General features: G+C 44.7%; 26 protein-coding genes, 1 tRNA gene and 2 pseudogenes. 11 read left to right on the forward strand and 18 right to left on the reverse strand.

The genetic code is table 11. The features are described from left to right. Positions 1 to 66: 66 nt before the first annotated feature. Positions 67 to 389 (forward strand): annotated as a pseudogene (locus AC3RPL_RS14375) (transposase); the annotation flags it as partial. Positions 390 to 489: 100 nt separating this feature from the next. Further along, positions 490 to 1589: pseudogene (locus tag AC3RPL_RS14380) on the forward strand (IS3 family transposase). A 369-nt stretch (positions 1590 to 1958) separates the two neighbouring features. On the opposite strand, the gene AC3RPL_RS14385 reads toward AC3RPL_RS14380, so the two are convergent. The 11 genes from AC3RPL_RS14385 to AC3RPL_RS14435 form a co-directional block, all read right to left on the reverse strand. Next, complete coding sequence (locus AC3RPL_RS14385) at positions 1959 to 2792, reverse strand: DUF4942 domain-containing protein (RefSeq protein WP_490740496.1); 834 nt, start codon at positions 2790 to 2792, stop codon at positions 1959 to 1961. Positions 2793 to 2883: 91 nt separating this feature from the next. After that, the gene (locus AC3RPL_RS14390) at positions 2884 to 3375 is read right to left on the reverse strand and encodes a DUF5983 family protein (protein WP_490740497.1); all 492 of its coding nucleotides are present in this window, start codon (positions 3373 to 3375) and stop codon (positions 2884 to 2886) included. Continuing rightward, the gene (locus tag AC3RPL_RS14395; protein WP_490740498.1) at positions 3372 to 3683 is read right to left on the reverse strand and encodes a TA system toxin CbtA family protein; all 312 of its coding nucleotides are present in this window, start codon (positions 3681 to 3683) and stop codon (positions 3372 to 3374) included. Before AC3RPL_RS14395 ends, AC3RPL_RS14390 begins: the two co-directional genes overlap by 4 nt. A gap of 100 nt (positions 3684 to 3783) precedes the next feature. After that, complete coding sequence (locus tag AC3RPL_RS14400) at positions 3784 to 4110, reverse strand: type IV toxin-antitoxin system YeeU family antitoxin (RefSeq protein ID WP_490740499.1); 327 nt, start codon at positions 4108 to 4110, stop codon at positions 3784 to 3786. A gap of 10 nt (positions 4111 to 4120) precedes the next feature. After that, positions 4121 to 4588 carry a RadC family protein gene (radC, locus tag AC3RPL_RS14405; protein WP_490740500.1) on the reverse strand — a complete coding sequence of 156 codons (468 nt, stop codon included), beginning with the start codon at positions 4586 to 4588 and terminating at the stop codon, positions 4121 to 4123. A 14-nt stretch (positions 4589 to 4602) separates the two neighbouring features. Beyond that, on the reverse strand, positions 4603 to 5022 hold the full coding sequence (locus tag AC3RPL_RS14410; protein WP_490740501.1) for an antirestriction protein: 420 nt from the start codon (positions 5020 to 5022) through the stop codon (positions 4603 to 4605). 83 nt (positions 5023 to 5105) lie between these two features. Then, a complete protein-coding gene (locus AC3RPL_RS14415; RefSeq protein ID WP_490740502.1) occupies positions 5106 to 5573 on the reverse strand; it encodes a hypothetical protein in 468 nt (155 codons plus the stop codon). 57 nt (positions 5574 to 5630) lie between these two features. Beyond that, a complete protein-coding gene (locus AC3RPL_RS14420) occupies positions 5631 to 6041 on the reverse strand; it encodes a hypothetical protein (RefSeq protein WP_490740503.1) in 411 nt (136 codons plus the stop codon). A 151-nt stretch (positions 6042 to 6192) separates the two neighbouring features. Further along, entirely contained in the window at positions 6193 to 7080 is an 888-nt protein-coding gene (locus AC3RPL_RS14425; protein ID WP_490740504.1) for a GTPase family protein, read from the reverse strand. A 374-nt stretch (positions 7081 to 7454) separates the two neighbouring features. Then, positions 7455 to 7826, reverse strand: coding sequence for a helix-turn-helix domain-containing protein (locus AC3RPL_RS14430; protein ID WP_490740505.1), 372 nt, complete (start codon positions 7824 to 7826; stop codon positions 7455 to 7457). Between the two features lie 239 nt (positions 7827 to 8065). Next, positions 8066 to 9388: a hypothetical protein gene (locus AC3RPL_RS14435; RefSeq protein ID WP_490740506.1), complete on the reverse strand. Its 1323-nt coding sequence runs from the start codon at positions 9386 to 9388 to the stop codon at positions 8066 to 8068. Positions 9389 to 9942: 554 nt separating this feature from the next. Between AC3RPL_RS14435 and AC3RPL_RS14440 the strand changes: the two genes are divergently transcribed. The 4 genes from AC3RPL_RS14440 to AC3RPL_RS14455 all read left to right on the forward strand — a co-directional run bounded on the left by AC3RPL_RS14440 (position 9943) and on the right by AC3RPL_RS14455 (position 12061). Further along, positions 9943 to 10557, forward strand: coding sequence for a YagK/YfjJ domain-containing protein (locus tag AC3RPL_RS14440; protein WP_490740507.1), 615 nt, complete (start codon positions 9943 to 9945; stop codon positions 10555 to 10557). 87 nt (positions 10558 to 10644) lie between these two features. Beyond that, entirely contained in the window at positions 10645 to 10854 is a 210-nt protein-coding gene (locus AC3RPL_RS14445) for a helix-turn-helix transcriptional regulator (RefSeq protein WP_490740508.1), read from the forward strand. A gap of 101 nt (positions 10855 to 10955) precedes the next feature. Then, positions 10956 to 11345, forward strand: a complete 390-nt coding sequence (locus AC3RPL_RS14450; RefSeq protein WP_490740509.1) for a putative zinc ribbon protein — start codon at positions 10956 to 10958, stop codon at positions 11343 to 11345. Further along, positions 11345 to 12061, forward strand: a complete 717-nt coding sequence (locus AC3RPL_RS14455; RefSeq protein WP_490740510.1) for a putative zinc ribbon protein — start codon at positions 11345 to 11347, stop codon at positions 12059 to 12061. The genes AC3RPL_RS14450 and AC3RPL_RS14455 overlap by 1 nt, the downstream gene beginning before the upstream one ends. On the opposite strand, the gene AC3RPL_RS14460 is transcribed toward AC3RPL_RS14455, so the two are convergent. Together AC3RPL_RS14460 and AC3RPL_RS14465 are read right to left on the reverse strand one after the other, a co-directional pair. Further along, positions 12012 to 12953: a glycosyltransferase gene (locus tag AC3RPL_RS14460; protein ID WP_490740511.1), complete on the reverse strand. Its 942-nt coding sequence runs from the start codon at positions 12951 to 12953 to the stop codon at positions 12012 to 12014. The genes AC3RPL_RS14455 and AC3RPL_RS14460 overlap by 50 nt on opposite strands. A gap of 17 nt (positions 12954 to 12970) precedes the next feature. Then, on the reverse strand, positions 12971 to 13120 hold the full coding sequence (locus AC3RPL_RS14465; RefSeq protein WP_490740512.1) for a hypothetical protein: 150 nt from the start codon (positions 13118 to 13120) through the stop codon (positions 12971 to 12973). Positions 13121 to 13543: 423 nt separating this feature from the next. Here AC3RPL_RS14465 and AC3RPL_RS14470 point away from each other — a divergent pair, with 423 nt between their 5' ends. From AC3RPL_RS14470 to AC3RPL_RS14480, 3 genes are read left to right on the forward strand one after another with little or no spacing between them, the layout of a single operon-like run. After that, a complete protein-coding gene (locus AC3RPL_RS14470; protein WP_490740513.1) occupies positions 13544 to 14482 on the forward strand; it encodes a DUF4007 family protein in 939 nt (312 codons plus the stop codon). Further along, entirely contained in the window at positions 14472 to 17795 is a 3324-nt protein-coding gene (locus AC3RPL_RS14475; RefSeq protein WP_490740514.1) for an ATP-binding protein, read from the forward strand. Before AC3RPL_RS14470 ends, AC3RPL_RS14475 begins: the two co-directional genes overlap by 11 nt. Continuing rightward, positions 17796 to 18638 (forward strand): phosphoadenosine phosphosulfate reductase domain-containing protein, encoded by an 843-nt coding sequence (locus AC3RPL_RS14480; protein WP_490740515.1) that lies wholly within the window; start codon positions 17796 to 17798, stop codon positions 18636 to 18638. A gap of 37 nt (positions 18639 to 18675) precedes the next feature. On the opposite strand, the gene AC3RPL_RS14485 is transcribed toward AC3RPL_RS14480, so the two are convergent. The 5 genes from AC3RPL_RS14485 to AC3RPL_RS14505 all read right to left on the reverse strand — a co-directional run bounded on the left by AC3RPL_RS14485 (position 18676) and on the right by AC3RPL_RS14505 (position 24570). Then, positions 18676 to 19608, reverse strand: coding sequence for a hypothetical protein (locus tag AC3RPL_RS14485; protein ID WP_490740516.1), 933 nt, complete (start codon positions 19606 to 19608; stop codon positions 18676 to 18678). A gap of 87 nt (positions 19609 to 19695) precedes the next feature. Beyond that, the gene (locus tag AC3RPL_RS14490) at positions 19696 to 20490 is read right to left on the reverse strand and encodes a hypothetical protein (protein WP_490740517.1); all 795 of its coding nucleotides are present in this window, start codon (positions 20488 to 20490) and stop codon (positions 19696 to 19698) included. 1 nt (position 20491) lies between these two features. After that, entirely contained in the window at positions 20492 to 22846 is a 2355-nt protein-coding gene (locus AC3RPL_RS14495) for an ATP-binding protein (protein WP_490740518.1), read from the reverse strand. Between the two features lie 282 nt (positions 22847 to 23128). Then, positions 23129 to 24298, reverse strand: coding sequence for a tyrosine-type recombinase/integrase (locus tag AC3RPL_RS14500; protein WP_490740519.1), 1170 nt, complete (start codon positions 24296 to 24298; stop codon positions 23129 to 23131). A 195-nt stretch (positions 24299 to 24493) separates the two neighbouring features. Further along, a tRNA-Arg gene (locus AC3RPL_RS14505) sits at positions 24494 to 24570 on the reverse strand. A gap of 187 nt (positions 24571 to 24757) precedes the next feature. On the opposite strand from AC3RPL_RS14505, the gene folD reads away from it, so the two are divergent. Together folD and ybcJ are read left to right on the forward strand one after the other, a co-directional pair. Next, complete coding sequence (gene folD / locus AC3RPL_RS14510) at positions 24758 to 25624, forward strand: bifunctional methylenetetrahydrofolate dehydrogenase/methenyltetrahydrofolate cyclohydrolase FolD (protein WP_490740520.1); 867 nt, start codon at positions 24758 to 24760, stop codon at positions 25622 to 25624. Beyond that, on the forward strand, positions 25624 to 25836 hold the full coding sequence (ybcJ, locus tag AC3RPL_RS14515) for a ribosome-associated protein YbcJ (RefSeq protein WP_034937477.1): 213 nt from the start codon (positions 25624 to 25626) through the stop codon (positions 25834 to 25836). Before folD ends, ybcJ begins: the two co-directional genes overlap by 1 nt. The last annotated feature ends 46 nt before the right edge of the window (positions 25837 to 25882 follow it).

The raw sequence follows: 25882 nt of genomic DNA on the forward strand, positions 1-25882 counted from the left end.
TTGTAATTTAAATTGTGTATCTGCCTGTTTTTGATATGTTCACTTCAACTACAGAGACGGGCAATTATGGACGAAAAGAAACTTAAAGCCCTTGCTGCTGAACTGGCTAAGGGCCTTAAAACCGAAGCCGACCTCAACCAGTTTTCTCGCATGCTGACGAAACTCACTGTTGAAACAGCGCTCAATGCTGAGCTGACTGACCACATCGGCATGAGAGGAACGCATCTAAAACAGGCTCCAATACCCGCAATGGCTACTCGTCAGAAAAATTGTTCTGTGATGACGGAGAAATTGAAATCAGCACGCCATGCGACTGGGAAAGCACCTTCGAACCGCAACTGATAAAGAAAAATCAGACCCGTATCATGCAGATGGACAGCCAGAACTTGTAAGTATCCCAGCTTAAGTTCTTTAAGTATCCCGATAAAACGGCCCATTCACTTTTAGAGATCCTCCGGCATACTGACTATGTTCCTGGAGGAGATCGCCATGCGCAAAGCACAATTCACCGAGCACCAGATAATCGCCGCTGAAGTCTGTCGAAGCCGGACGTATCGTTAAAGATGTCTGTCGAGAAGCCAGTATTTCCGAAGTCAGCTATTACAACTGGAAAGCAAAGTACGGTGGGATGGAGGCTTCAGATATCAAAAAGATGAAAGATCCCGAAGACGAGAATTGTCGTCTGAAGCACATGTTTGCCGACCTGAGTCTGGAATGCAGGGCGCTGAAAGACGTCATCGAAAAAAAACTTTAAAACCAGCGATAAAGCGTGAGCTCGTCAGCTATCTGACCACGCAGTTTACGATGAGCATACGCCAGGCATGCAGGACGTTATCGCTGAGCAAGACGGTGTTTCGTTATCAGCCGTATACGCGACGTGATGAAGCAGTGATCCAGAGGCTGACTGAGGTGGCTGACGCTTCCCCCGCTACGGATTTAAGACGCTTTTTCAGGTGCTTCGCAGGCAGGACCACGTCTGGAACCACAAGCGTGTTCACCGGATTTACTGTCTGCTGAAACTGAATTTTCGTCGAAGGGAAAACAACGCCTGCCGGTGCGCAATCCGGCTCCGCTGGCAACGCCGGAAGCACTCAACCAGAACTGGTCGATTGATTTTATGCACGACGTGCTGACATGTGGCCGACATTTTCGGACTTTCAACATCGTGGATGATTTTAACCGCGCGGCTCTGGCTATCGAAATTGACCTGAGTATCCCGGCACAGCGTGTCGTCCGGGTGCTGGAGAATAGTGGCAAACCGTGGTTATCCGCTGAAGATGCATATGGATAACGGGCCGGAGCTGATATCACTGGCTCTGGCTGAGTGGGCTGAAGACCACGGCGTAATGCTGGAATTTATCAGGCCGGGCAAACCGAGGCAAAACGTCTTTATCGAACGATTTAATCGTACATACCGGACTGAAATACTGGATTTTTATCTGTTCAGAACACTGAATGAAGCACGGGAGATCACAGATCGCTGGCTGACAGAATATAACAGCGAGCGACCTCATGAGTCCCTGAATAATCTGACGCCGGAGGAATACCGGCTGATGGCGGAGAAATCGGAAATCTCAAAAAGTGAGTAGAAATAAAGCTGGGATACTTACAAATTTGTCGAGCTGTCAAATTCATATGGGGGCATCCATTTCACTGAACCTGGCAATGCCCCCTATCCTGCCCCCAATCGAAACAAGAACGCAATAGGTCACATTGGACCAAACTGGACCATAGATAAGTGTTATATTCTGATTTAAAAGGAAAAAGTAGACCAGAAAGGATGTTAATAGACCCTACAGGATTCAAATTAACCCCCTAAACCATTGACTAAAAACCACAAAATCGTGTTCGAAAAAATATATACCAACGAATATACCAACACATTGTTTTGCGTGGTTTTGCTAGTTAAGTCTGCCGTGCGGCTTACTACCTCAGGCAGTAGCCATTGTATCGCCTCACTATCTAGACGCCAACATCCCTGGATAATGCTTAGCAATGATGTTGTTCATATTCTCCACTAACTCAGGGCGCTTGAAGGTGAGATGCGCAGTGCCCTTCTGAAAGTAGCAGATGGAGAAATACGTATCCTCATAAACGTCTTTGCCGGGGTTATCACGGATGTGGTCCATCAGGTTGATGGAAATGTCTGCGCGATTGTCAGGTATCGCTTTGCCATCAAGCAAATACAGCATTCTTTCAAGGTCGGCTAGTTGATCACGTCTGAATCCCCACGTCAGGCTGAATCCCCAGCGGTTATGCGTCACCAGATTATTGATAATGATCTTCTTGCCGAAGAAACACGGGTTGTTCGTTTTGTAATTCCATGACAGTCCTTTGAATACGTTAATGATGCCCCGCTCAAACACGTCCGCTTTGCTCTGATGTAACTGTTCAAAGGTGCTAAGAATATTGGCTTCACTGATGACCGGTAGATCGCCGTCTTCTAGATTCTGATACCACTGAGTACGGGCCTGCGCGTCCATCAGCGATAGCATGCCAGATTTCAGCATCAGATCGCGCCACAGGCTGCGGTCAATATTGCGGGTGATCACTGGCAACGCTTTCTCCGGTTTTTCCATCAGCCAGCAGTCATAGCGGTGCCCCTGCTTCATCGCCCAGTCAGAGGTGTTGCCACCACCAATTCCGGCAGTGAGCTGAGAAATGGCGTTGAGCTGCTGAATCAATTGTTCAATCTGCGCCAGCGCTACATCACGTCCGGTGACGATGCGCTCGATGCTGGTGGAACAGATAATATCGGTATGGTCGGTTAGCACGTCTGATTCCGGTTGCATGTTGTCTCCCTAAATGAAAACACCCGCCGGTTTAAGGGGCGGGTGCATGTGTTGATGTGATAAGGAATATGAAAGGATTGGGCAAGCACTGTTACCAATCAAAAGTGCCAAATCCCGGCAGCAGTTCGCCAAATGCATCGAGATGAATCAGACCGATGCCGTAACGGCTTCTCAGCGTAGCCACAAGCCGTCGGCAGGCCTTAGACAGCCCCAGTCGCTTCAGGCGCAGCAGCGGAAATGACCAGGCATCCAGCCGGATGAGATATCCTGAGCCGGTAAAATGTATCCACTCCGCATCGCTGTATTCCTGCGTCTGGTGAGAAAGCGTATACAGCAGCGAATTATCCTCGCTGGTGATATGGGCTGTGCTGCAACAGACGCCAGCCAGGCTGGAGCCTGCAGGCAATGGGGGTTCGACAATCACCTCGCCGGGTTCCTCCGCGATACGCAACGTAAGCCCTTGAGCATTAACGGCAGCTATCAGCTCAGCGATCTCGATACCGTCAACATCGACCGCGATTTTGCCCATATTCAGCGCCAACACGCTGATACTGTCAGCGCAAAGGTTCAGGGCGATTTTCACTGTTCTTTTCCCTCCCGATACCGGCCCGTTGTGATGCGGGTTATGGTGCTGTAGCCGCTGCTTACTATCAGACCAGTTGCACGTCGGGCACGCAGGATGTCGATGGCACCAATCAGTGAAGAGCGTTCGCTCAGGTCCGAACTGCTGTGGTCGGTACGCACCAGTTCATACCTTTCCACAATGAAATTGACAGCATCACACAGGGAAATACCGGCATTAATGTGCGCCTGAATCACGCTGTCGTCGCCAAACGGCGTGTCGGTGAGCGTGAGGCCGTAGTGCTTATCCAGCAGATGTGTGAGCAGCAACTGTCAGACTTGCACGGGCGACGGGCAGGGTTCAGCCGCCCGTGGTTCGGGTAAGGGTAAATTTTGCATGTGGTGTGATCCTGTTGTCAGATGCGGCGCGTCAGCCGGTGACTGCCGGGGAGGGATAAACCGCAATGTAAACGTAACCGTGTGAACCGAGCGTATCAGCTTCGCAAACTAGCCCAATGTGACGCAGGGTAACGCGTTGCTGATGGCGGGGATTTAGTTCACCGGCTGACAGCATCTGTTCCAGCTGTTTCATTATCAGCGGAAAAGCTTGGTCAAGGCGAAGCGCTTCATCGTCGCTGAAGTCGCCGGTAAATCCAGCCCGGTCAGCCAGAAAGTGCAGCCGGTTGCCTTCCTGCACCAGCCTGGCACCAAAGCACGGCGTTTTATCGCACATCAGGCCCCATTGTTGAGAATGCATAAGTCCTCCTTTATGACCAGCCGCGTTCGGCGAACGAGACAATCTCTTTGCTGCCAACAATCAGATGGTCCAGCACGCGCACCTCAACCAGCGCCAGCGCTTTTTTCAGCCGTTCGGTGATGCGCCGGTCGGCATCGCTGGGCTCGGCATATCCGGACGGATGGTTGTGGGCAAAGATGGCCGCAGCGGCGTTGTGCCGCAGTGCGGCTTTAACCACTTCGCGGGGATGAATTTCCGTGCTGGTAATAGAGCCGTGAAATAGCGTTTCATGCGCCAGCAGCCGGTTCTGATTGTCCAGAAACACCACCATGAATACTTCCCGCTCCAGCCCTGCGAGGTTCAGACGCAGCCAGTCGCGGGTGAGTGATGCTGAGGTAAACGACACGCCCGGTTCACGCAGGTGATTTTCGATAAGCGTCAGGGCGCGTTTTATGGTGCGGTGTGAATTGAGTGGATGAGGTAATGCAGTCGTTTCCATTATGTCCTCCGGCGTCAGTCGATGATGTGCATGATGGCGCTGCTTTCAGGATGGCTCAGCGCAAATTCGCGCAGGCGATAGTAGTGTTCACTCATGGCAGGGCTGCCGGTTCTGCAGGCATGGTGGCTCCAGTTCAGCAGGCAGACTGAGATGCCAGCGGCTTCGCTGCTCATCTCCGCGCTGTTGCCATTCAGTTTGTTGAACATGGCCCAGTTATCTTCACTGTCGGGTGCGATGAAGGCACCATCGTTGCTGAGCGTGTAATAATTCCAGTATCCGCCGTTGTAGGCTTCGCACAGGCGAGCCATCCACGCGAAGGCGCGAGGCTCCAGCAGCATCCACTGGGGGATTTTGCCGAAGTGTTTCGGCCAGAAGTTAAGACGCTGCCTGTCCGGTACGGGTGATGCGGTGACGGGTGATTTGGTTTGATTCATGGTGATTCCTTCTTGGCATAAAGCAAAAAGCCCCGTTCTTTCGAATGGGGCGTCTGCAATTGTGATGTCAGGGGGATGAGTCTTCAGTCGGGCAGCGCAAATTCATTATGTTTGCCGTTAGCCCAGATAACGCTGAGGCGGCTAACACCAGCCTCGTCATCGACGGTGATATTTTCTGCACGGGACAGATTCGAATTGTCGTCGTCGAAAACAATGCTGGTGAGGGACGGAGAATCAGCCTGCTTATCGATATACCAGAAATCCGGCGTCTGATTTGCAGCTGTTTCGGGTGCATCGGATGACATCAGAATGGCGTATCGGCGCGTCTCTCCGGCGCGGGTATAGTTGGCGGCTTTTTCCTTCGCACCTTTCGGGTAGTCAGCCATCAGATTACGGTCGGTTTTGTCAGGCCCACACAGATGGCACACCATATAGCCCTGTTCATCGGTAATGAGCTGTGCGCCTCCGTCTGCTGGAGCTGCGGCGGAGGAGAACGCCAGCGGCAGGCACAGGGCGGCGAACACTGCACGTCGGGTAAATAATTCAGTCATGATGTTTCTCTCAGATAGGATTTAGCGGTAGGTGGTGATACTGCTTGGTGGGCAAAATTAGCCGTAAGTAAACATGCCCTGGTTCGTATAAATCCGCGCCTCAATCACTTTGCAGACGATCCCCTGCTGCCACAGCGTGTTGCCGAAGCGCCACGTCAGGCTTTCAGCGAACTGCATTTTGCGCGGTGTAAACGCTTCCTTGTTCGGCCACCATCCTTCCATCCGCCGCCCCTGAATGGTGGTTACACCCTGTTTAAGCTGCGGGCATTTACCGCGATTCACGTCAATCTTCTCAATGCGGATGTTGTCCACTTTTGCTGTCACCGTGACATAGACGCAGTCATTGCACTCCCAGCCGCTTTTGGTGATATCAACTTTGATGGGATATTTATCCTCATCTGCTGCGTGCGCAGGCATAACAACAAACGCTGCGCAAACGACCAGCGCTGCTGTGACTATCTTTTTCATGTTCTCTCCGGGCGTGACAATCCCTGTGAATCATCACATTGATATTTAATGGTTAAATTTAATAATGGGGTAATGCCAGCCGGATTCTATAATCCAGAGCTGGTGGGGGATAATGAAGATAACCGATCGTATCGATCGGCAATTCTGATCGTCATTTGAAGAAAAATGACCAGACTGAACCCGCCACGCTGGCAACTGTATGCGTGACGGCCTGGAGCGCACTGCGAGCTAACTGAGGTAATGGAGCCAGATCAATCACACGGTCTATAACCTCCACGACGCCCTCGCCAAAACTGTTGCGGGCTGTGCTGATAACGCTGCTGGTGCGGTAGCCCGAATGCAGGTGCGGCACCAGCGGACTGCGGGCCTGCTTTGGGAGATTCGTGATGATGTTTTCAACCAGTGAGGGTAAGCGGTAACGTCCGCGCACTGAAACCGGGATGATATCTTTCTCTGCCAGACCAAGCTGCCGGGCAACCGCCTGTTGTTTCAGAGCGATGTGATCCGCCTGTAAAGGTGAGGGCTGCGCAGACGGCCAGCGCCACTGCTCAGCGGGCTCGATTTTATCCACCTGATTCAGCGCCCAGATAATGGGTGGAAGTGGGCCACTGAACTGCTGGAACACCTCACGATAAAACTGTTCCTCAATGGAGAAAGCGCGATCATCAGCTTTGAACACCCAGATCACCATGTCCAGCTCGGGCAAAAGCTGGCGGTAGATATCACGGTATTCGCCATCGCGCTGCTGGCTTTCACCAACGCCGGGGAGATCCACGAGTGTCAGATAGTGGTTACCAAACCGTAACCGCAGGCGCTGTGGCTGTCGGGTGCAGGCTTCCACCGCGTTCACGCCACAGACTTCACTGCGGAATAGCGCGTTGCAAAGCGATGATTTGCCAACACCGGTTTTGCCCATGATGCCAATCACGGGTTGATAGGTGACAAGTTGGTTTAATTCCCGAATGAGTTTACTACGCAGTGATCTTGGATAGCGCCGTAAGTGGCGGCGGATAAGGGCATAACCTGAAGATTTTTTCATAGGCTTCTCAGCATAAAAAAGGCCATCCGGTGTGGATGGCCTGAAAAAGTCATACGGAAGGGGATTCGGTAAGGTGATATATATCTGAAAAACTTTTAGAGTTACATCGGGTCAGCCGCCTTAGCAATTAACTGATTCGAGCTAGTGGTACGAGATCGATGTCTGCTATGTGCCATGAGCCGGACATCAATCATCCCCAACAGCCTCAATAAAAAGTTATTTTTACCATTCTGGATCGGACAGAACTCCAAAAGCCGTCATATAGGGTATAGTTGCTGTGCGTTAAGCGCATCCAGCATTATTTATATGCTGCCCATATGCTACAAAACAAAAAAACGCCCCAATGGGACTGCCAGAACCGCAAAGCTCTGACTTTATTTTGTCAGGTCATTGCTGATTGTTTTCTGAGAGACACCCAGTCTCTCAGCTATCGCTGTTTGCGAGAGCCCCTTATCTTTAAGGCGTCTGGCTTCAACCCGGCGTTCCTCGATACTCCCAGGCACAAATACTGACATTGAGCCTTCAGTGAACCCATTATTGCCATTATATTTTTCAACACGAACGTGCTGTCCGTCAGTCGTTGTAGCGGTAATAGTGGTATGACCTGGTTTTTGAGTAATAGTGTAATCTCTCAGCTCACTGGCCCCGAGATTTAGATTCGCCATCAAATTTTCAACCTTGATCACTGGTGGTGCTGGCAGCGGCTTGGCTGGGAGATTGCTGGGTGGTTTAGTAACTTTTGCCATGATCATTTATACCTAGGTGAGTAATTACTGAGTAAGTCTAGTATTTACTAGTAACTTTATAGTCGCAAGAACATATTGGTTTTTTTTGAAAAAAAATCCCCTAGTTAACGGCGCCCTTTGCGTCTATTCGCTAACCGAAATTTCATTTCTGTTCTAAGCATCATGCCCGCTCCTTGCTCAAAGCAGACATCGTACCACCACACAAATATGACACTCTCCACAAAAAACACCCGGGAGTACTAAGGCTTATTCTTCGTGACAACTCCCTCGACGTGCTCGTCAAAATTTTTCGACATATCATAAAACCATGGTAGGTGCTCATGCAGATTTGAGATCGCAATGTCATCAAAATCTTCTACCTCCATCTTTACCAACTGGGTAACTGTGCTTTCTGTGGTGGTACGTAGACCCGTAATTTCTTTTTCAAGACTTTCAGCGTCTGGTGTTGCAGGCTTCGATGGTTTTCCTATCGATGCTTTCTGGTTTTTTCTTCGTTTTCTGACTTCGGTATTTATGTAAGTGAAGTCATTAGAACTTGTGAGCGTCCTGACACCGGGAATGAGATTATGGATCTGTGACTGGAGACGAAACAGAGTGAGATATCCTTTCCGGCTGTTATCAATGACAAGTCTCCGGGTGGTTTTTACCTCCAGGATCTTTTCTGTTTTGTTTTTAATCTGTCCCACATCCGTAATTTTATAAGCAGATAAGGTTAGCAGTTGCTCATCAGCATCGCGGTCAGGTGCCGCACCACCTGACAGCCGATAGTACCTGACGCATTGCGGTTCAGGCTCTTCATCTTCAACTACTCCAGTCCACTTTTTGCCAATATCAAGCACCAGTGAGGGGGCGATCTTAACTTCAGGTGATTTTTTTATGAAAAAATTGACCAGATAAAATGGCTCAAAATTCGCGTTCATCATAGTCAACCGGATGTAGCCACAAGCCGCTTTGTAGAGGGGGTCTGATGTGATGAGTTTCTTAAATCTTACAAAACGTTGTCCAAGCTCGTCCAGGGCAGCGAAAAGCCTGACATCCCGTTCTCTGGGCTGATCGTCCAGCCAGCCACGGGGCAGGTGAAAGGACAGCGTTACCATCTCAACCTGCTTATGCTGTTTAGCAATGTCGAGGTAGTGATCATGCAGGTACTTCAGTGTCCTCTCTTTCTCTCCAATAGCGTTGGCAAGAGTCTTTTTCACCTTCTCGGAGATACGATCACCCTGTATTCTGGCAGAGTTTCTAATGCCCATATTCAGTTTGATGTAGTCACGACCGCCGCTGCGTTTTTGATCGCTATAAACCGTATCCAGCAGGTCACTAACGTGTAATGACACCTTTTCACGCTTACGGCTTTTCGCTTCTTCAGGTGTATTCGGCTCCACTCTCTCAGACGATTTCGGCTCATCTTTTTCAGGCGTTTTCGTCTCAACTTCCGCTTCCTTTTTCGGTTCTATCCTGACAAACAAGTACCGGTCGCTGATGTCACCATAGCGAAGGGTGCTCTGGTAAGCCTCATCCTCACGCCGCAGTTTAAACGCCTTCAGATCGTCCCATATGCTCATCATTCTCTCCTGCCGCCATAGCTGCAAAGTCCATTATCAGATGTCATAGACGTCTGTCATTCAAAGCATGATACTCAACTATTTTTAACACAAAAATAGTGGTTTTATAATTTTTTTTTATAGAAATTTAAAAAACAAATTATGGTTTTTTATTTTTAAAAGATGCACTAACGCCATGTCTGTCAAGGAGTGGTGTCGAAAACTCCCCGTCCACACCCTTGCTGAAGCGGTATGCTTCTTCTTAACTCCGCTGAAGGCATTAGCCTGTCGTTGAAAATCGAGCCAGGATTACCAGTAAATGGCCCATAGGGCAACGAAGATTCAGAACCACTTCCGACCACGTTTTAACTCGATGAAACCTGACTTCTAATCGGGTCATTAAGCTTAATTAATACTGTTTCTAATGAAGAGAGCACGATTACCCTCCCTCGTCACCGTCTGGCCATCATCGAGACACTGCTGATGGCGGTTACCCACCAGAGCGGCAAAAAACCGCTGTAAAAACTGACTCCAATTTCCATTCCCATGACTATCACCATCATGAGGAATTTTCCTTGCAGCATTCAGTTCACACCGACACTAATCTGAACTACCTCCAGTGCCGCACGTTGAGACGACATCTCCGGCATCACCAGAACCATTTATTTGAACGCTACTCTCGACTGCTCATGCTTCGGGTGGATTTCTCATACCTGACTGGCAGTACCCTGCGTACCCAGGCCGATATATACACGCTGGTGGGACATATCACTGAACTCATGCAACGGAGTACGGCGATAAGCAACATGGCGGGTTATGCATGGGTACTGGAGCATACCGAAGGTCACGGCTATCACGTTCACACAGCGTTCTACCTCAACGGTCAGAAACGCCGTAAGGCATGGCCTGTATTTAAACGGCTACGTGAGATTTGGGAGAAGGTTACCGCAGGCGAAGGGCTGGCATTTCACTGTGCGCCGCAGGATTACTACAAAGTGCAGGGAGAGCGCGTCACGGCATATAACGATTACAACGGTCGTCAGGATATGCAGTACATCCTGAGCTATCTCAGTAAAACAGACCAGAAGAACGGCAAAGCCATTGGTCACTGGAGTGACATCCCGCCTCCTGCGCGTAATGGCAGACGGCGTAAACTGGCTATATCGGCACAGCATAACGCTAAGCAATAAAATTTGAGGTTCCAGCGGATTCGTTTGAAGAAGTACGCGAGATTATCTCCTGACTTCTTCTCCCTGAATTCACATGGAGAACAAACGATGAATAACCCCAGCTACAGCATTCTCAGCGATCAGTTCGTCGATATGGCGTTTATCTGCCAGTTAACCGGTCTGAGTGACAAATGGTTTTATTTCCTGATAAACAAGGGGCAATTCCCCAAGCCAGTCAAATTTAGTCGCAGCTCCCGCTGGCTGCAAAGCGAAGTAGAGTCCTGGCTGCAACAACGCATCGACCAGTCCCGTAAATAACGCCCTTCCCCTCATCTGACTCATCACCGCCAGTAACACCACGCCAATCTGCCCATGGGACGGATTACGCCTGAGTGCTACTCAGCGAAAAGGAATTATCTATGTATGCACAATCTTTTATGGCTCATGACGCCAATGGAAAATTAATTGCGGCCTCCTCAGCACTGAATCACCCAGAAGCTCATTACACCTGCCACCTGTGTAACAGCCGCTTACGCCTTCACCATCGAGCCAGCCCACCCTGGTTCGAACATGTTGAAACGCACCTGACCGAAAATGGGCGTCAACACTGCCCCTATGTGCATCCCGACCCCGCTGAAATCGAGCTGATTCAAATGCTGCGTGTCTCAGTCCCCAAAATCTGGCCGATGATTTTCAAAGGTGACTGGCACTGCACGGCGTGTGGTAATGACTATCACGGTGAGTTCTATTGCATAACTTGCCGGACAGGAGCACACAGCATCACCTTGCGGGCTAAGGGGGCTGCCTGATGGAAAAATGTGATGTAGCACGGACAGGCAGAGACGAGCTGATCAACGCGGAATACGCCCGGCGCTATCCACGTGGGCGCTGGTACTGTGCAGACTGCAGTTGCCCGCTGATTTTGCGCACGGTATCCGCCCACCGTAAAGCCTGGTTCGATCATGACCCAAAGGCTCTCGCCAGTATGAAACTTCGACCGTGTCGTTTCATTCAGCCAGATAAAACCGAACCGGTTACACGCGCTGAAGAGATTGCGGCATCTGAACATCGCAATGGCTTTCGGATGATGAAATGCTTTCTTGCACATGACCACCGGCATAAATTATGGAGAGCAAACCAGTCGATGCAGTCCTTCCCGGATAAGTTGTACTGCACCTCCTGTAGCTGTGTCTTGGTATGGCATCCGGCAACGGCAAGCGCACGTGCCTGGTTTGAGCACGATCAACTGAGTGTGCCTTCCGGAAAACTTAAATCCTGTCCTCATCTTGACCCAGCGGTAAGGGAAGAAGAGCGCATCAGCAAACTAAAGCACACCGTCAGATATCTGGATGCTATGGAGTCGATTACCGAGTGGTACTGCGTTTATTGCTCAACCTACTATTCAGGAAGCAAGTTTTGCGCTAACTGCAGAGACGGAATTTATAGCATAGAGGCAGCAAACCGCATGGATCCACCTACCCACGCATCCTCAGCCATAGCTTCAGATAAAAGCACAGATCGCTGAAATTACTTATGCCATGAAACAAGCAGCCGGAGGAGATCCGCACGCGGAAGCTGTGCCGCATTGCTGCTCTGTCGCGAACATTGTTGCGGTAGAGTCCCAGAAAGTGGCGGGACTCTACCAGTGCGTGCCGGAGCAGATACCTGCGTACGGCCTGATGCTCAGGTTGCTCACTGAACCGAATAATCTCCGCAATCACATCCAGATAGCTCAGCGCTCTGACATCGTAATAATCAGCACGGTTAGTAATGGAGGCCGTGTTAATTCGATAGGCGTAATCTTTATCCTCAGCGATGTAGAACCGTGCGTTACTCAGTGCCAGTTCAATCGTCCAGAGAATGTCTTTATGGCTTTTGCCGGGATGAAACCACAACTGATGCAAGCGGATGTAAGATGAGCGTGCAATCTGCAGCCACAGATAGTGCGGCCACTCACGTTGGGTTACGCAATAATGTATCCAGTCATGGCCCGATAACTGCTGCCCGTAAGGCTGCCGGGTATGTATCGCTCTGCTTCGACCATCTGGCTCAATCCGCCAGCCGTTGCTTACCATCACATCGGCCTGTGCTGCCTGCACTTTCTGCCAACGGTTATACACAAACCCGTCGCTCACCTCATCATCAGCATCGAGGAACAGCAGCCAGTCACCCCTGTGAATTGCCAGAGCTGCGTTTCGTGCAGCGTAAACGCCCAGGTTCGATTGAGTCACGAATACAAGGCGCGGGTCCTCAATACTGGCAACGATGTGGCGGGTGTCATCTGTGGAACCGTCGTCCACCACAATGATTTCCATGCTGACGTTGTGTTCGGTCAGCAGTTGCTGGAGCAATGCGCCAATGGTATCGGCTGCATTCCATGCAGGGATAATAACGCTGACATCAATGGTGTTTGGCATAGTAGTGTCAACACTTCTCAACGTTTGCGTGGCCTGACTGGCACTGATGTTTTCTCCCGGACTTCGCGCATCAAATCATGCATGCACTCTTCACAGAGCGTTTTATCCGTGGACAGCAGGCGCTCAATGAAACCGCGCTTTTTATTGCAACGCTCGCAGCGTTTCATGTAGGCATTCCTGAGGATGTGGCATCCGCACAGTGCTGGCGGGCACAGAGCCGATGCTGCAGGTTAAGGAATAGAAGGATAAACAACGCTACGGTGGCAAAGATAATCGTTTTGATAGATCGATAAATCTTTATCGATCGTTTTTACCGATCAATTTTTTGAGCGGCTGGTGATGCATCAGAGAGCAACGAGGGGCAGGCCAGAAATCCCTTATAGTGATTAAATGTAACTTGATAGAGGAAATCTCAATCAGGAAAAACATACAATATAATTTAATATCAACAAGTTAAAACAGTGACTCCTATGTAAAAAACAAATTTCAAAAAAAAATGTCCAAAGCAACTGCTACGAAGTTGCCGAGTTATGGTGCCTAATTGATCTAACTGGTAGTATTCACCAGTCCACAGATCGTTAGGCAATAAAATGAAAAGTACTTCAGAGAGTAATCGTAAGGTTCCAGCTCATTTCTCCGGACATGAGACCTTTCCCTTGCGTCAAATGTGGTTAAAAAAGCTTGTAGATCAATCAACTAAAGAAGGTTTGGTACTTAAGTCTGTCTTTACTGACAAAGATGCTATTGCCACTTTTGGTGTTGGTAAAAATATGGTGAGCTCAATTCGCCATTGGGCTCTGGCTTGTGGGATCATTGAAGATGCAACTCCAAAAGAATTCAGCTTAACAAAGCTTGCATCTTCAATCCTTAGTGATAGCGGCTTTGATTCTTATGCTGAACATCCATCAACAGCTTGGTTAATCCATTGGTATCTTGCCGGCAAATGTTTACGTTCAACAACTTGGTATTGGCTCTTCAATCATGTCACGATGCCAGCTTTTACTCGCAAAGATCTAGAAGGAGTATTGGCTAATTATGCTAAAGAAATTGTTCCTGGGCATCGTCTTTCACCTGCAACACTAGAGAGGGATTTGGAAGTATGCCTTCGTAGCTACGCCCCGCGCTCTTCGGGTGGTTCCCCTGAAGATTATGCTGAGCCCTTACTAGGTGAAATAGGCCTTTTACAGGAAATACACAAAGGGCAATACGCTTTTCGCCGTGGGCCAAAAGCATCATTGCACAAAGGAATATTCGCTTTTGCATTGCTGGATTTTTGGGAACAGATAGCATGTGGTTTGAGCTCCCTATCTTTTGAAAATATCATCTATACCGAAGGCTCCCCCGGAAGAGTTTTCAAACTCGATGAAGAGTCGGTTGCCCATTATTTGACCGAACTATCTGATCTTTCTGAGGGCGTGTTGGTCTGGACTGACTCGGCAGGACTAAGGCAAATACACAAAAAAGTTCTAACAGAAATAGAACAAGAAAAATTCAAAGAAAAAATGATTAGGTGGGCGTATGATAAATAACAAATCAAAAAAGCTACTATCTGACGTGGTAAGCATATCCTCACAATATCAAAGATCAATTCGTGTTGATTCGGATATGGGAAAACTTGAAGCTTTAGATGGCTATTATTGCCACAACACAGCCTTATCTGTTATTGAAAATATATGCAATCAAATTTTGAGTACAAGTCAGCGTAGCTTTACCTTAACAGGTCCTTTTGGCGGTGGAAAATCTTCTCTTGCCGTTGTTCTAGGAAGTGCTTTGCATTCAAATGTTATAGTGAGAAATAAGGCCCGCAATGCATTAAATACTGAGCATATTAACGGTTTTGACAAAGCATTTCCGGTAAAAAATGGCTGGAGCATTCTTCCTCTTGTTGGTAGACGTGGAAGTGTTGTGTCAGACCTTTACACAGCACTTAACAAAACACTAGGAAGAAAAAAAAATAAAAAAACATCTTCTTCCGAACTAATAGATGAATTACTTTCTCTCGCATCGCAAAAGAATGAGGATGGTGTAATAATCTTAATTGATGAAATGGGTAAGTACCTTGAAGCCGCAGCTCTTGAGATTGGAGATGATGTATTCTTTTTCCAAGAACTGGCAGAAGCTGCCGCTCGCTCTGAGGGAAAACTTGTAATTATTGGCATCTTACATCAGTCATTTTCACAGTATGCCTCGAGGCTAGGCATAAACACGAAAGATGATTGGTCTAAAATTCAAGGCCGATATATTGACCTACCATTTATTGCAGCCAGTGATGAAATTGTTGATCTACTAGGTAAAGCAATACAATCCAATGAGATTCCAGCTTGGGTGTCTGACGCGTCATATGCCGTAGAAAATATTTTGACACACAAGAGAACAAGTATTAAAAAGCAGCTTACCGCCTCATTAATAAAGTGCTGGCCATTACATCCAATTATGGCAATCTTACTTGGTCCAATTTCAAAACGGCAGTTTGGTCAGAATGAACGTAGCGTCTTTGGTTTTATTTCTTCAGTAGAGCCATCAGGATTCTTGCATTATTTAAATACGACTAAAATCAATGAGTTTGAACATTATGGAGCAAGCGATTATTGGGACTACTTACGAGCCAATCTTGAACCAAGTATATTAGCATCTTCAGATGGTCACCGCTGGACACAAGCTGTTGATGCAGTTGAAAGAACTGAGTCCAAAACCTTCAATATATTTCTGGTTGATTTAATTAAATCTATAGCCATTATAGATCTGTTTAGAAGTGGTTCAGGTTTAGTTTCAAATAATAAAGTTCTTGCATCCTTATTCCCTGAAAAAAATCATCATGAACTATCTAAAGCATTAGATGAATTATCTTCCCTTAAAGTCACTATATTTAAAAGCTATTTGGATGCATGGTCTATTTTTGAAGGTAGTGATTTTGACATTGATAATGCCATGTCTCAGGAAATGGCAAAACTGTCAGGTATAAACTTTAAGAAATTATCAAAGATCATGGGCCTGCATCCTGTTGTGGCTAAAAGACATTACCACAAAACTGGGACTATGCGATGGATGGAAGTTGTTCTTAGCGATATTGAAGAAATTAAAAATCATGCTAAAAATTTTAATCCTACAAGAGGTGAGTTTGGTTGTTTTATACTTGCAGTACCAAATAGCAGAACTGCAGAAAATAATGCAAGGAAAATTGCAAAGGAGTATTCTCGATTCTCTCCTTTCCCTGTCGTTATTGGAATACCAGATAATTTTAAAAGTATTAACTCATTGGCAGAAAAGCTTGTTGTTCTTGAAAACATCAAAAATTATAGTTCATTAGAAGGTGATAGGATTGCTCGTAGAGAAGTTCATGCTTTATTATCTGCAACAAGTGCCGATCTTGAGCATCAGCTTCAGTCTGCTTTGTTGAAAACATCTTGGTATGATGGGCAAGATGACAATCCGATTGAATATAAAAAAATCGCCACACTAGCATCCGATTTCGCAGATAAGGTGTATCACTCTTCGCCTAATATTTACAGTGAATTGGTAAATAGAGATAATATTTCAAGCAGCAGTGTTAAGGCCCGACGATTATTATTACACGCAATGGTTAATTACGAGAAAGATGAATTTATTGGTTTCTCAGGATATCCTGCAGAAAGAGGGCTATACGATACGCTCTTAAACCAAACTGGTATACATCGAAAAAATGAAAATGGTGAATTAGCATTCCTTTCACCAGAAGCAGATTCGAGCAGCCATTTAAGTGACTTGTGGAATGCAACAGAAAAGCTTTTCTCAAATGAAGAAAATCGAGTTCCGGTAGAAAAAGTTTATGACTGCTGGAGCTTACCTCCATTTGGCATCAAAAAAGGCTTAATGCCTATTATTTTAATTGCATTTATTTTAGCTCACAAATCCACTATAGCACTTTATAAAGACGGCATGTTTATGCCATACCTTGATGATGCAGATATTGATGAGTGCTTACAATCACCAGCTAGATTCTCATTACGATGGATTGCTTTAAATAAAAATAAAAACAGCATATTAGAAGGAATTTCAAAAATATTGAGTGATGTTTGTAGCAATAAAACCACCATAGATCCTCTGGATGCAGCAAGAGGCCTTGTTGGTATGGTTTATGGCCTACCAGATTGGACACGGAAAACGCAGAGAATTAGCTCTGTCACAAAGTCTGTTCGGGATATGCTTTTGAAAGCAAATGATCCACATAAAGTGCTATTTGTTGATCTTGTATCCCTATTAAATATTTCTGAAGGTAAAGATTATTTCGATATTTTAAAAACAACAATTAGTGAATTATTCGATGCCTATGATAAAGAGTTATCCAAAGTAAAAGAAAAACTTTTCCTAGCATTAGATGCTAACATAAATGATATTGCATCTCTTAAGGCTAGGGCTAATGCTGTATCCGGAATTTTAGGCGATATGAAACTAGATGCTTTTGCTGGTCGATTAGCCAATTTCGAAAATAAAACGGAATGTATCGAAGGTTTGATTAGTTTTGCTGTCGAAACGCCTCCAAAAGGATGGGTTGACCGTCATATCGACTCAGCAATTTTAGAACTAAGTAAATTAGCTCGGCGTTTTCGTGAAGCGGAAGCTTTCGCTTCTGTTCAGGGGAGAGAGTCGCATAGCGAAGCAATAGCATTAGTGCTGGGAACTGGTTCTGAAACAGTTACTGTTTCTCGCTCCTTTGCTATTTCCGAAGGCCATCAGAAAACTATACATTCAAAATTTGAAGAGATTTTTTCGATATTGCAAAATGAGAATCTAAATACCGAAGTGGCTTTGGCCATCATCGCCAAGGTAGGAATGGAGCTGGTTGTAAGTGAACGGGAGGAGTAAATGGCTGAACGGCATGTTCTAGGTTTATCAGGAGGTAAGGATAGTGCTGCATTAGCAGTATACATGCGTGATGCCTATCCCAATCTTGATATAGATTATTTTTTTACAGACACTGGAGAGGAGTTACCTGAAGTATATGAATTCCTAGGTAGACTGGAAGGTTACTTAGGCAAGCCTATTACTCGCCTTAATCCTCGTCGAGATTTTAGATTTTGGCTGAAGCAGTACAATCATTTTCTCCCAAGCCCCCAGACCCGGTGGTGTACAAGACAATTAAAATTGTTGCCATTTGAAGAATGGATTAAACCTTGGTTAATTGCCGGGGATGACGTGACATCATATGTTGCAATACGTGCAGATGAAGACTACCGAGAAGGCTATACATCAAAATCATCTAATTTAAAAATCAAGCTGCCTTTTCGTGATTTTGGAATAGATAAACCAGGTGTTATTGACATTCTGGAATCATCAGGACTTGGCTATCCTAAGTACTATGAATGGCGTTCACGCAGTGGGTGCACTTTTTGCTTTTTCCAGCAGAAGATAGAATGGGTCAGGTTGAAAGAAAAGCATCCGAATGCTTTTGAAGCTGCGAAGGCCCTTGAGAAAGATTCTCTTGAGCACGGCTCACCGTTTACATGGTCAAAAGGCGAATCTTTATCACAATTAGAGCAACCAGACAGGATGCAACAAATTAAAAAGGAATATGAAATTCGCAGAGAAAGAATGGCCAAAAGCATTCCTGTCAATGTATTAAGGCCCAAACGTAACACTCCAGATGATATTGATGATATATATGGAGAAGATGAGGGTGGAAGTGCATGTTTAATCTGTCATAAGTAAACTTCTAGCGTCCGGCTGCTACCCGGACGTCATTTTATTAAATAGTGGTTATCTTGAGTATTACGTCTCGCCCTTGAGGCTTAACATCTTTATCAAAGCAAATTATAAATTTTTTACTTTCTACATACGTATCGTTTAGTTTATTTTTGGTAGGTAATTGATCTTTTAATATTTCCTCAAGTCGATATATGTCCAGTCCTAGCAAATCCAAATCTAAGTTGGACTTCAACCACCAAATGACTTCAATATTTCTTTGCTCAATTAAATGATACGTTGGTTTACCTTCGGTCATAAACTCGTTCAATACAACTCTATTTTCACGAAGTTCATTCAAGAATTCAATTGGTTCAATGCCACTTTTTTCGATTTTAAGGGAAACATTCAAAAAACTACCACTCCTGATAGGAGCTTCAAACCGTGACATTTCATCAAACATTTTTTCTCTATACTGCCTGACGGCTCCCTCTCTAAGGATTGCTTTATTAATATAATTTTTCATTCCCAAATAACTCAACGCTTCATCCGCCGGTATTGCGAGTATCTTTTTATGATTGATGCACAACTGACTGTTTTTATTGAAGATAGTTGATGGTAAAGGTACTGTTGAGTAACTTGATTCTTTCCGGATGTTTTCTTTCCCATTAAAAATAGAAGCGTTAATAAAAATTAAATTAATGTCATCTCTTTTAATGTTTCTTGATAGGTCACACTGTTGTGTACAATGTATTAAAGCATTATTATCACCATCAACTAATAATGACCCAAAAGGTAAGATATCAGCAATATTAATATCTATAGAGTTTTTTTCATCTACAGCTTCTACAGCTTCTACAGCTTCTACAGACTTATAAGCATCAAAGCTCTTTATCTTGGGTTTTCTTCCACTTAGGAATAGTGATGAATCAAGATCATGTGATAAGATCTCAGAATCGGATGAAAAGCAAGCCAGCTTATTTGGTTTTTTCAACACAGTCTCTAATTCATCGATTGATGAACACAAGTCTTCATTATTCTCAAGATGATAGTTATTATAATGGCTTAACAAAGATAAAAGATGTTACGAAAATGAATTGTTTTCGTTATCCGTTCTTGATTTTAATTTTTGTATAAATGAATAATCTAAATTCCAGAAACAATCATTTACTTTAATAAGTGAATCTGTATGTGCCTTTTCAAAGGCCGATATTAATTTTTTAAAAGATGAAGCCTCTTTCACTGATTCAATCATTTGCCGTAAGATTAAGTTTATTTTAACCTCAGAATTACCTTGAGATAAAATATCCTTGCTATGAATAGAAAATGCTAATGAACTTATTTTTTCCTCTTTTCTAAACTTTATTTTAAGGTCATTTAACTCTGTACGAGACGAAATTAAAAAGATTAATGGCTCTCCCTTTATACCGCCAAGATATTTCGATAATCTATCAACATTGTCATTATCATCCCCCATATAAAAATCCATAAAAATAACATTGTACTTTTCTAAATCCGAATTATCCTCTGGTCTTTTAGATAACAACTCCACCTCAAAGCCATTATCTCTCAACACTTTGGAGATTAAATTTAATTTCTCCATGATGTTATTATAATTATCTTGATAAGCTAATAAAGAACTCTTGAAATCTGCTTTGAAACCATCCACAAATTTATCGCTAAGTAAACAGTTTTCAATAAATCCACTACTGGAAATGAAATCGGATATTGCATTTTCATCTCCTACGATTTCAGAAGAAAGTAAAAAATAACTTAGCTGTTCATATTCCGGTGATGTATCATCTGAAAAAACACGTAAAATATCTTCAGGTAATGCTGGGTATTTTAATTCATCATCAATAATTGCTGCGATTTTCATTTTATTTTTTCTCTTTAGGTAACTCTAGAATAAATGTATTTAACCGACCTTTTTCATTTTGAGCAGAGTCTAAATATATTGATGCTTGATGATACTCCGCTATTTCCTTAGAAATAAATAGGCCTAATCCCTTTCCATTTCTACTAGTGGTATAATACGGTTTAAATATTTCATCCTTATATCTCGGGTCAACGCCAGGACCATTATCAGTAAATGAGATAGCAAAAGAAAATGTATCTATATCAATATGAATCTCTCTTTGCTTTGTTGTGACATGGTTAAGCCAATAGATAGAGTTACTGATTAAATTTTCAAGGGCTAAGGCCAATAGTCCCATAACCATATTGACTTGGAAATTTTCATCTCCATTAGAACTACCATTAATGGTAATTGAATAGATTATATTATGGTTTTTAAATCGCCCTTCAAATCCTAACAATGTTGATTTTATCACATCATACACTTTGAAGTTTTCTTTACGATGCCTTCCACTAGGACTTAACGTATCAACAGTTCTAATTCTTTTATCAATTGATTTTATCTGTTCTTTAATGATTTTTATTTGAATGCTAATATCTTCACTAGACTTGTTCTTTTCAATAATATCAAGGCTAGATATTGTGGTCCGGCTCATTCTTGCCAATTCATGCACTATTTTATCTACAACCATACCCAGCCCTGCCAGTTCTAAGACTTCCATTCTTTGCTCTTCAGCTAATTTCAAACTCCTTTCATATTTTCTTATATTTTCAGTCTGGGATTTCAAAACGCTTTTTATTTCAGCTATGATCTCCTTATCTTCTTTTTTCGTAGCCCCTTTCTCAAGTATTGATGTGTTTTTTAAGGCATCATCTAATCTTTTTTTCGCATTCTTTAAAGTTTCCTCCGCAGTGAATTCTGCTGAAAGCTTATCCTTTTCATTTTCCTTATAAAACTCAATGTTGGATTTAATATCTTTTACGTTAATATAGGTTAATATTTCTTTTAGTAAATCCAACTCTTCACAATTAACTAATTTCTCTCGATTTGCGGCATCGATTAGCTTTGGATTTCCTTTTTTCGTAATATCCAGTGCGCCCACAGTCTGATACCGATTGAAGCTGAACCCCTGAGAACGTAATGAACCACTATCTGCTTTTAGCCAGTCATCTTCTAAGCTTCCAGTTAAACCGATTCTAAAATTATCACGGTAAATAGCATAGCCGCCGCACCATAAATTTAATTCGGTCTTAACCTCAGTAACACTATGGTCTAGCAGATCATTTTTTATATCACTACGGTTAAACCATAATAAACATAGTTTAAAACTTCCCAAATTTTTAAATTTCTCTTGTGTTGAGTCGAATATTTCAAGCAATTCGTTTTCTGACCATTCTCTAGGATCGAATGACTCATTTCCTCGCCATTTCAATTTTCTGGTAAGTGTTATTTTTTCATCTGTGTTAAAATCTATTTCTGCATATATATTTGCTGCATCTATAAACCATTTGTATAACGTCGGTATTTCCAGCCTCTTTCCATTCAGCACAATGTCAATAGGAAATCTTTTCTTTCCTTTGCTAAAAGGGTTTTGAAGACGGCGTAAATATTCATTAATAAATAGCTTTAACTTTTTCTCATCCCAAAAATCATATAATCCTCTTATTTTTATATTCGTGCCTTTTTCATCTTCTTCAACACTATCTTCCAAAGCTTCAATATCAATTTTTATATCATCAAGATAAAGACTTGGATCATTATATTTCTCCCAGTCAAAATTAATTAAATATTGATCGGCACTTCCAGAAACCGTTGACATGACTGAAGCATAACGGCCTAGCCTCATCATTGATAACCTACCAACACCTTTTTCGCCTAACAGAGGTGTATCTGTATCATTTGCTAACCATTTATTAGGAGTACCAATGACCAGAAAAGCATTCTCTAACGTTTTAGAGTCCATTCCATTCCCTTGATCCTCTATATCCATAACACAGAAATCGTTATAGAGTAAATCCAATGCTTTTGTTATATAGTCCTTCTGAATTGATTTATTTAAAGTTATGAAATCACTTAACTCAATTTTATTTCTTTTAAGTATTTTTTTAAAATGAGAACTGTATTTATCTAATATATCTTGATTTCTATTGGTTATATTTAATTCTATCTGAGAACCATGCTCTTCTGGCCGCAAAATAACCAATTTATTAGCTAAAGCATCTTTTCCTACAAGAAAAGGATTCTCTACATTTATACGAACTCTTTTAGACATTGCATCTAAAGCGTTTTTAATTAATTCATTCAATGCGATATGATCTGAAGTAATCAGTTCGGCTCCTAATTGCCTCAGTGCTCTTGCTGCAATTCTAAATCCCATAAGGTTAATCCTTATTGACACAGTTAAATGGATTAAAAATTAAACACCAGCCATAATATCATTAAATTCAACCAGTTGACTAGATGCACTACCTAAACAAGCTCAAAAAGAATGGTTAATACATATGTGACACTAAAGTATCATTGAATGGAAACATGATGAAACCTTCCGTTTGAACGTTTGCATTGAAACGTCTACTAATTTTCGAGTGGTCAAAAGCCGGATACTCAAACCGATACTTGTTGTTTAAAGAACTTTATGCCACAAAATACTATTTATTTGTCATAGTCCATCTACATAATCCCCATACCACTGCAACATCTCTCTTCTCTGTTCCAGGTACTGCGCATGGTTATACGTCCCGCGAATCGTGTTTTTGTCCACATGCGCTAACTGCAGCTCAATCCACGCCGTGTTGTACCCTTGCTCATGTAAGATGGTACTCATCGTGTGCCGAAATCCATGTCCTGTCGCTTTGCCATGATATCCAATCCGCTTTAACACCTGATTTATGCTCGCCTCACTCATGGGCTTAGCCGCATCGTTCCGCCCTGGAAATACTAATGAATAACGCCCTGTAACAGCCTGAATCTCTCGCAACGCCTTAACGACCTGAGTAGACAAAGGCACGATATGCGGACGTCGCATCTTCATGCGCTCCTTCGGCACTTCCCAAATCCCTTTATCGAGATCAAACTCACTCCACTCAGCCAACCTCAGCTCAATGGTTCGAACTCCAGTTAACATCAGAATACGCGTAGCAAGTCGGGTAATTGGACTGCCGCTGTAATTCTCCAATGCCTGTAAAAACGCTGGTAGCTCATCAGCGAGTAGATGAGGGAAATGTTGAGGTTTTGGGGTAGCTAACGCACTGGCTAGATCGGCGACTGGATTGGTCTCCGCCCTACCCGTGACGATGGCATAGGTAAACACCTGCTTACAGGCTTGCCGAATTTTACGCAGTTTATCCAGCACGCCTCGCTTCTCTAACTTGCGCAGCGTCGTCAGCATCTCTAGCGGTTTGATTTCAGCGATGGGACGTTTGCCAAGGTCCGGAAAGATGTCATTCTCCAACGCTTCCATTAGATCATCGGCATAGCCTTTTGACCATCCCGGAAGCTTGTACTCATGCCATTCCAGAGCAAGTGCTTTGAAGTTGTTCTCAATGGCAATTTTACGTGTTTGCTTATCAACCTTCTTCTGCTCACCCGGATCGATGCCGTTGGCAATCTTCCGTTTAGCTTCATCACGACGTTGTCTGGCTTCAGAAAGCGAGATCTCAGGATAAACACCTAATGCCAACGTTTTCTGTTTGCCATCGAAGCGGTACTGCAGCCGCCAGTATTTAGAGCCGTTCGGGTGCACCATCAAATGCATTCCTTCCCCATCGGTAAGCTTAAAGGCTTTATCGGTAGGTTTCGCACTTCTGACTTTTACATCTGTTAGCGCCATTGGCTGCTCTCCATCACTAGATGTTGGTACAAAAAGTCATTGAACGGGCCTGTACCAACACATATACCAACAAAGATTACTTGATGTGGGTTTATGTCGATAGACTCAGGTTGAATTTGAATGCTTGATATAGCGCTAATTTACTGAATTTTAGGCATAAAAAAAGACGTCGATTGACGTCTCTTGATATGAATTTGGCACGCCCTACAGGATTCGAACCTGTGACCTACGGCTTAGAAGGCCGGTGCTCTATCCAGCTGAGCTAAGGGCGCACGGGATACTGCGTGGGTCGAATTATACGGTGCGAACCCAACGAGTCAACGATTTTACCGGGTAAAACGTCCTGTTGCTCTACTATTGAACAACTCCCGCTGAAACTGTGCCTGACAGCAGAGCCTGCTTCTGACAAAATAGCCACCATTCCCCGTTTCAACTCAACACAGATGGATCCCCTTTCTGATGGTAGCTAAGATTATTGACGGTAAAACGATTGCGCAGCAGGTGAGACAAGAGGTTGCCGAAAAAGTAAAGCAACGCCTTGCAGCTGGCCAGCGTGCGCCCGGACTGGCGGTTATTCTGGTCGGTCAGGATCCCGCTTCAGAAATTTATGTTGGTAGCAAACGCCGCGCCTGTGAGGAAGTGGGGTTTGTCTCCCGCTCGTACGATCTGCCCGCATCCACCAGCGAAGCTGAACTTCTGGCGCTGATCGAACGCCTGAATAACGATGACACCATTGACGGGATCCTCGTTCAGTTGCCGCTGCCGGCAGGAATTGATTACGTCAAAGTGCTGGAGCATATTTCACCGTCGAAAGACGTTGATGGCTTCCATCCCTACAATGTTGGCCGTCTGTGCCAGCGCGCGCCCAGGCTTCGTCCCTGCACCCCACGCGGCATCATTACTCTGCTTGAACGATACAACATCGACACCTTCGGCCTTAACGCCGTGGTGATTGGGGCCTCCAACATCGTGGGTCGGCCAATGAGCATGGAGTTGTTACTGGCAGGCTGTACCACCACCGTGACTCATCGCTTCACCAAAGATCTGCGTCATCATGTGGAATATGCCGATTTGCTGGTCGTGGCGGTAGGAAAACCCGGCTTTATTCCGGGTGACTGGATTAAGCCGGGCGCAATCGTTATCGATGTTGGCATCAATCGTCTGGACAATGGCAAAGTGGTGGGCGATGTCGATTTTGATGCAGCAGAAAAACGCGCGGCCTGGATAACGCCGGTGCCCGGCGGTGTGGGCCCAATGACGGTGGCCACGCTGATTCAGAACACGATGCAAGCCTGTGAAGAGTTTCACGATGGAGGAACACAGTAATGGCAACGTTTTCTCTGGGCAAACATCCCCATGTCGATCTCTGTGACCTGCTGAAACTGGAAGGCTGGGTGGAAAGCGGTGGTGCAGCAAAAGAGGTTATTGCTGACGGTCTGGTAAAAGTTGATGGCAACGTTGAAACCCGCAAACGCTGTAAAATTACCGCGGGTCAGCAGGTCAGCTTCAACAGTATGTCAGTTAAGGTGACAGCCTGATATAACGCCAGGTGGTGAGGTTCTGGCGCCGAGGCCTTTCTGTGCA

It is taken from the genome of Erwinia papayae (genome assembly GCF_058241465.1).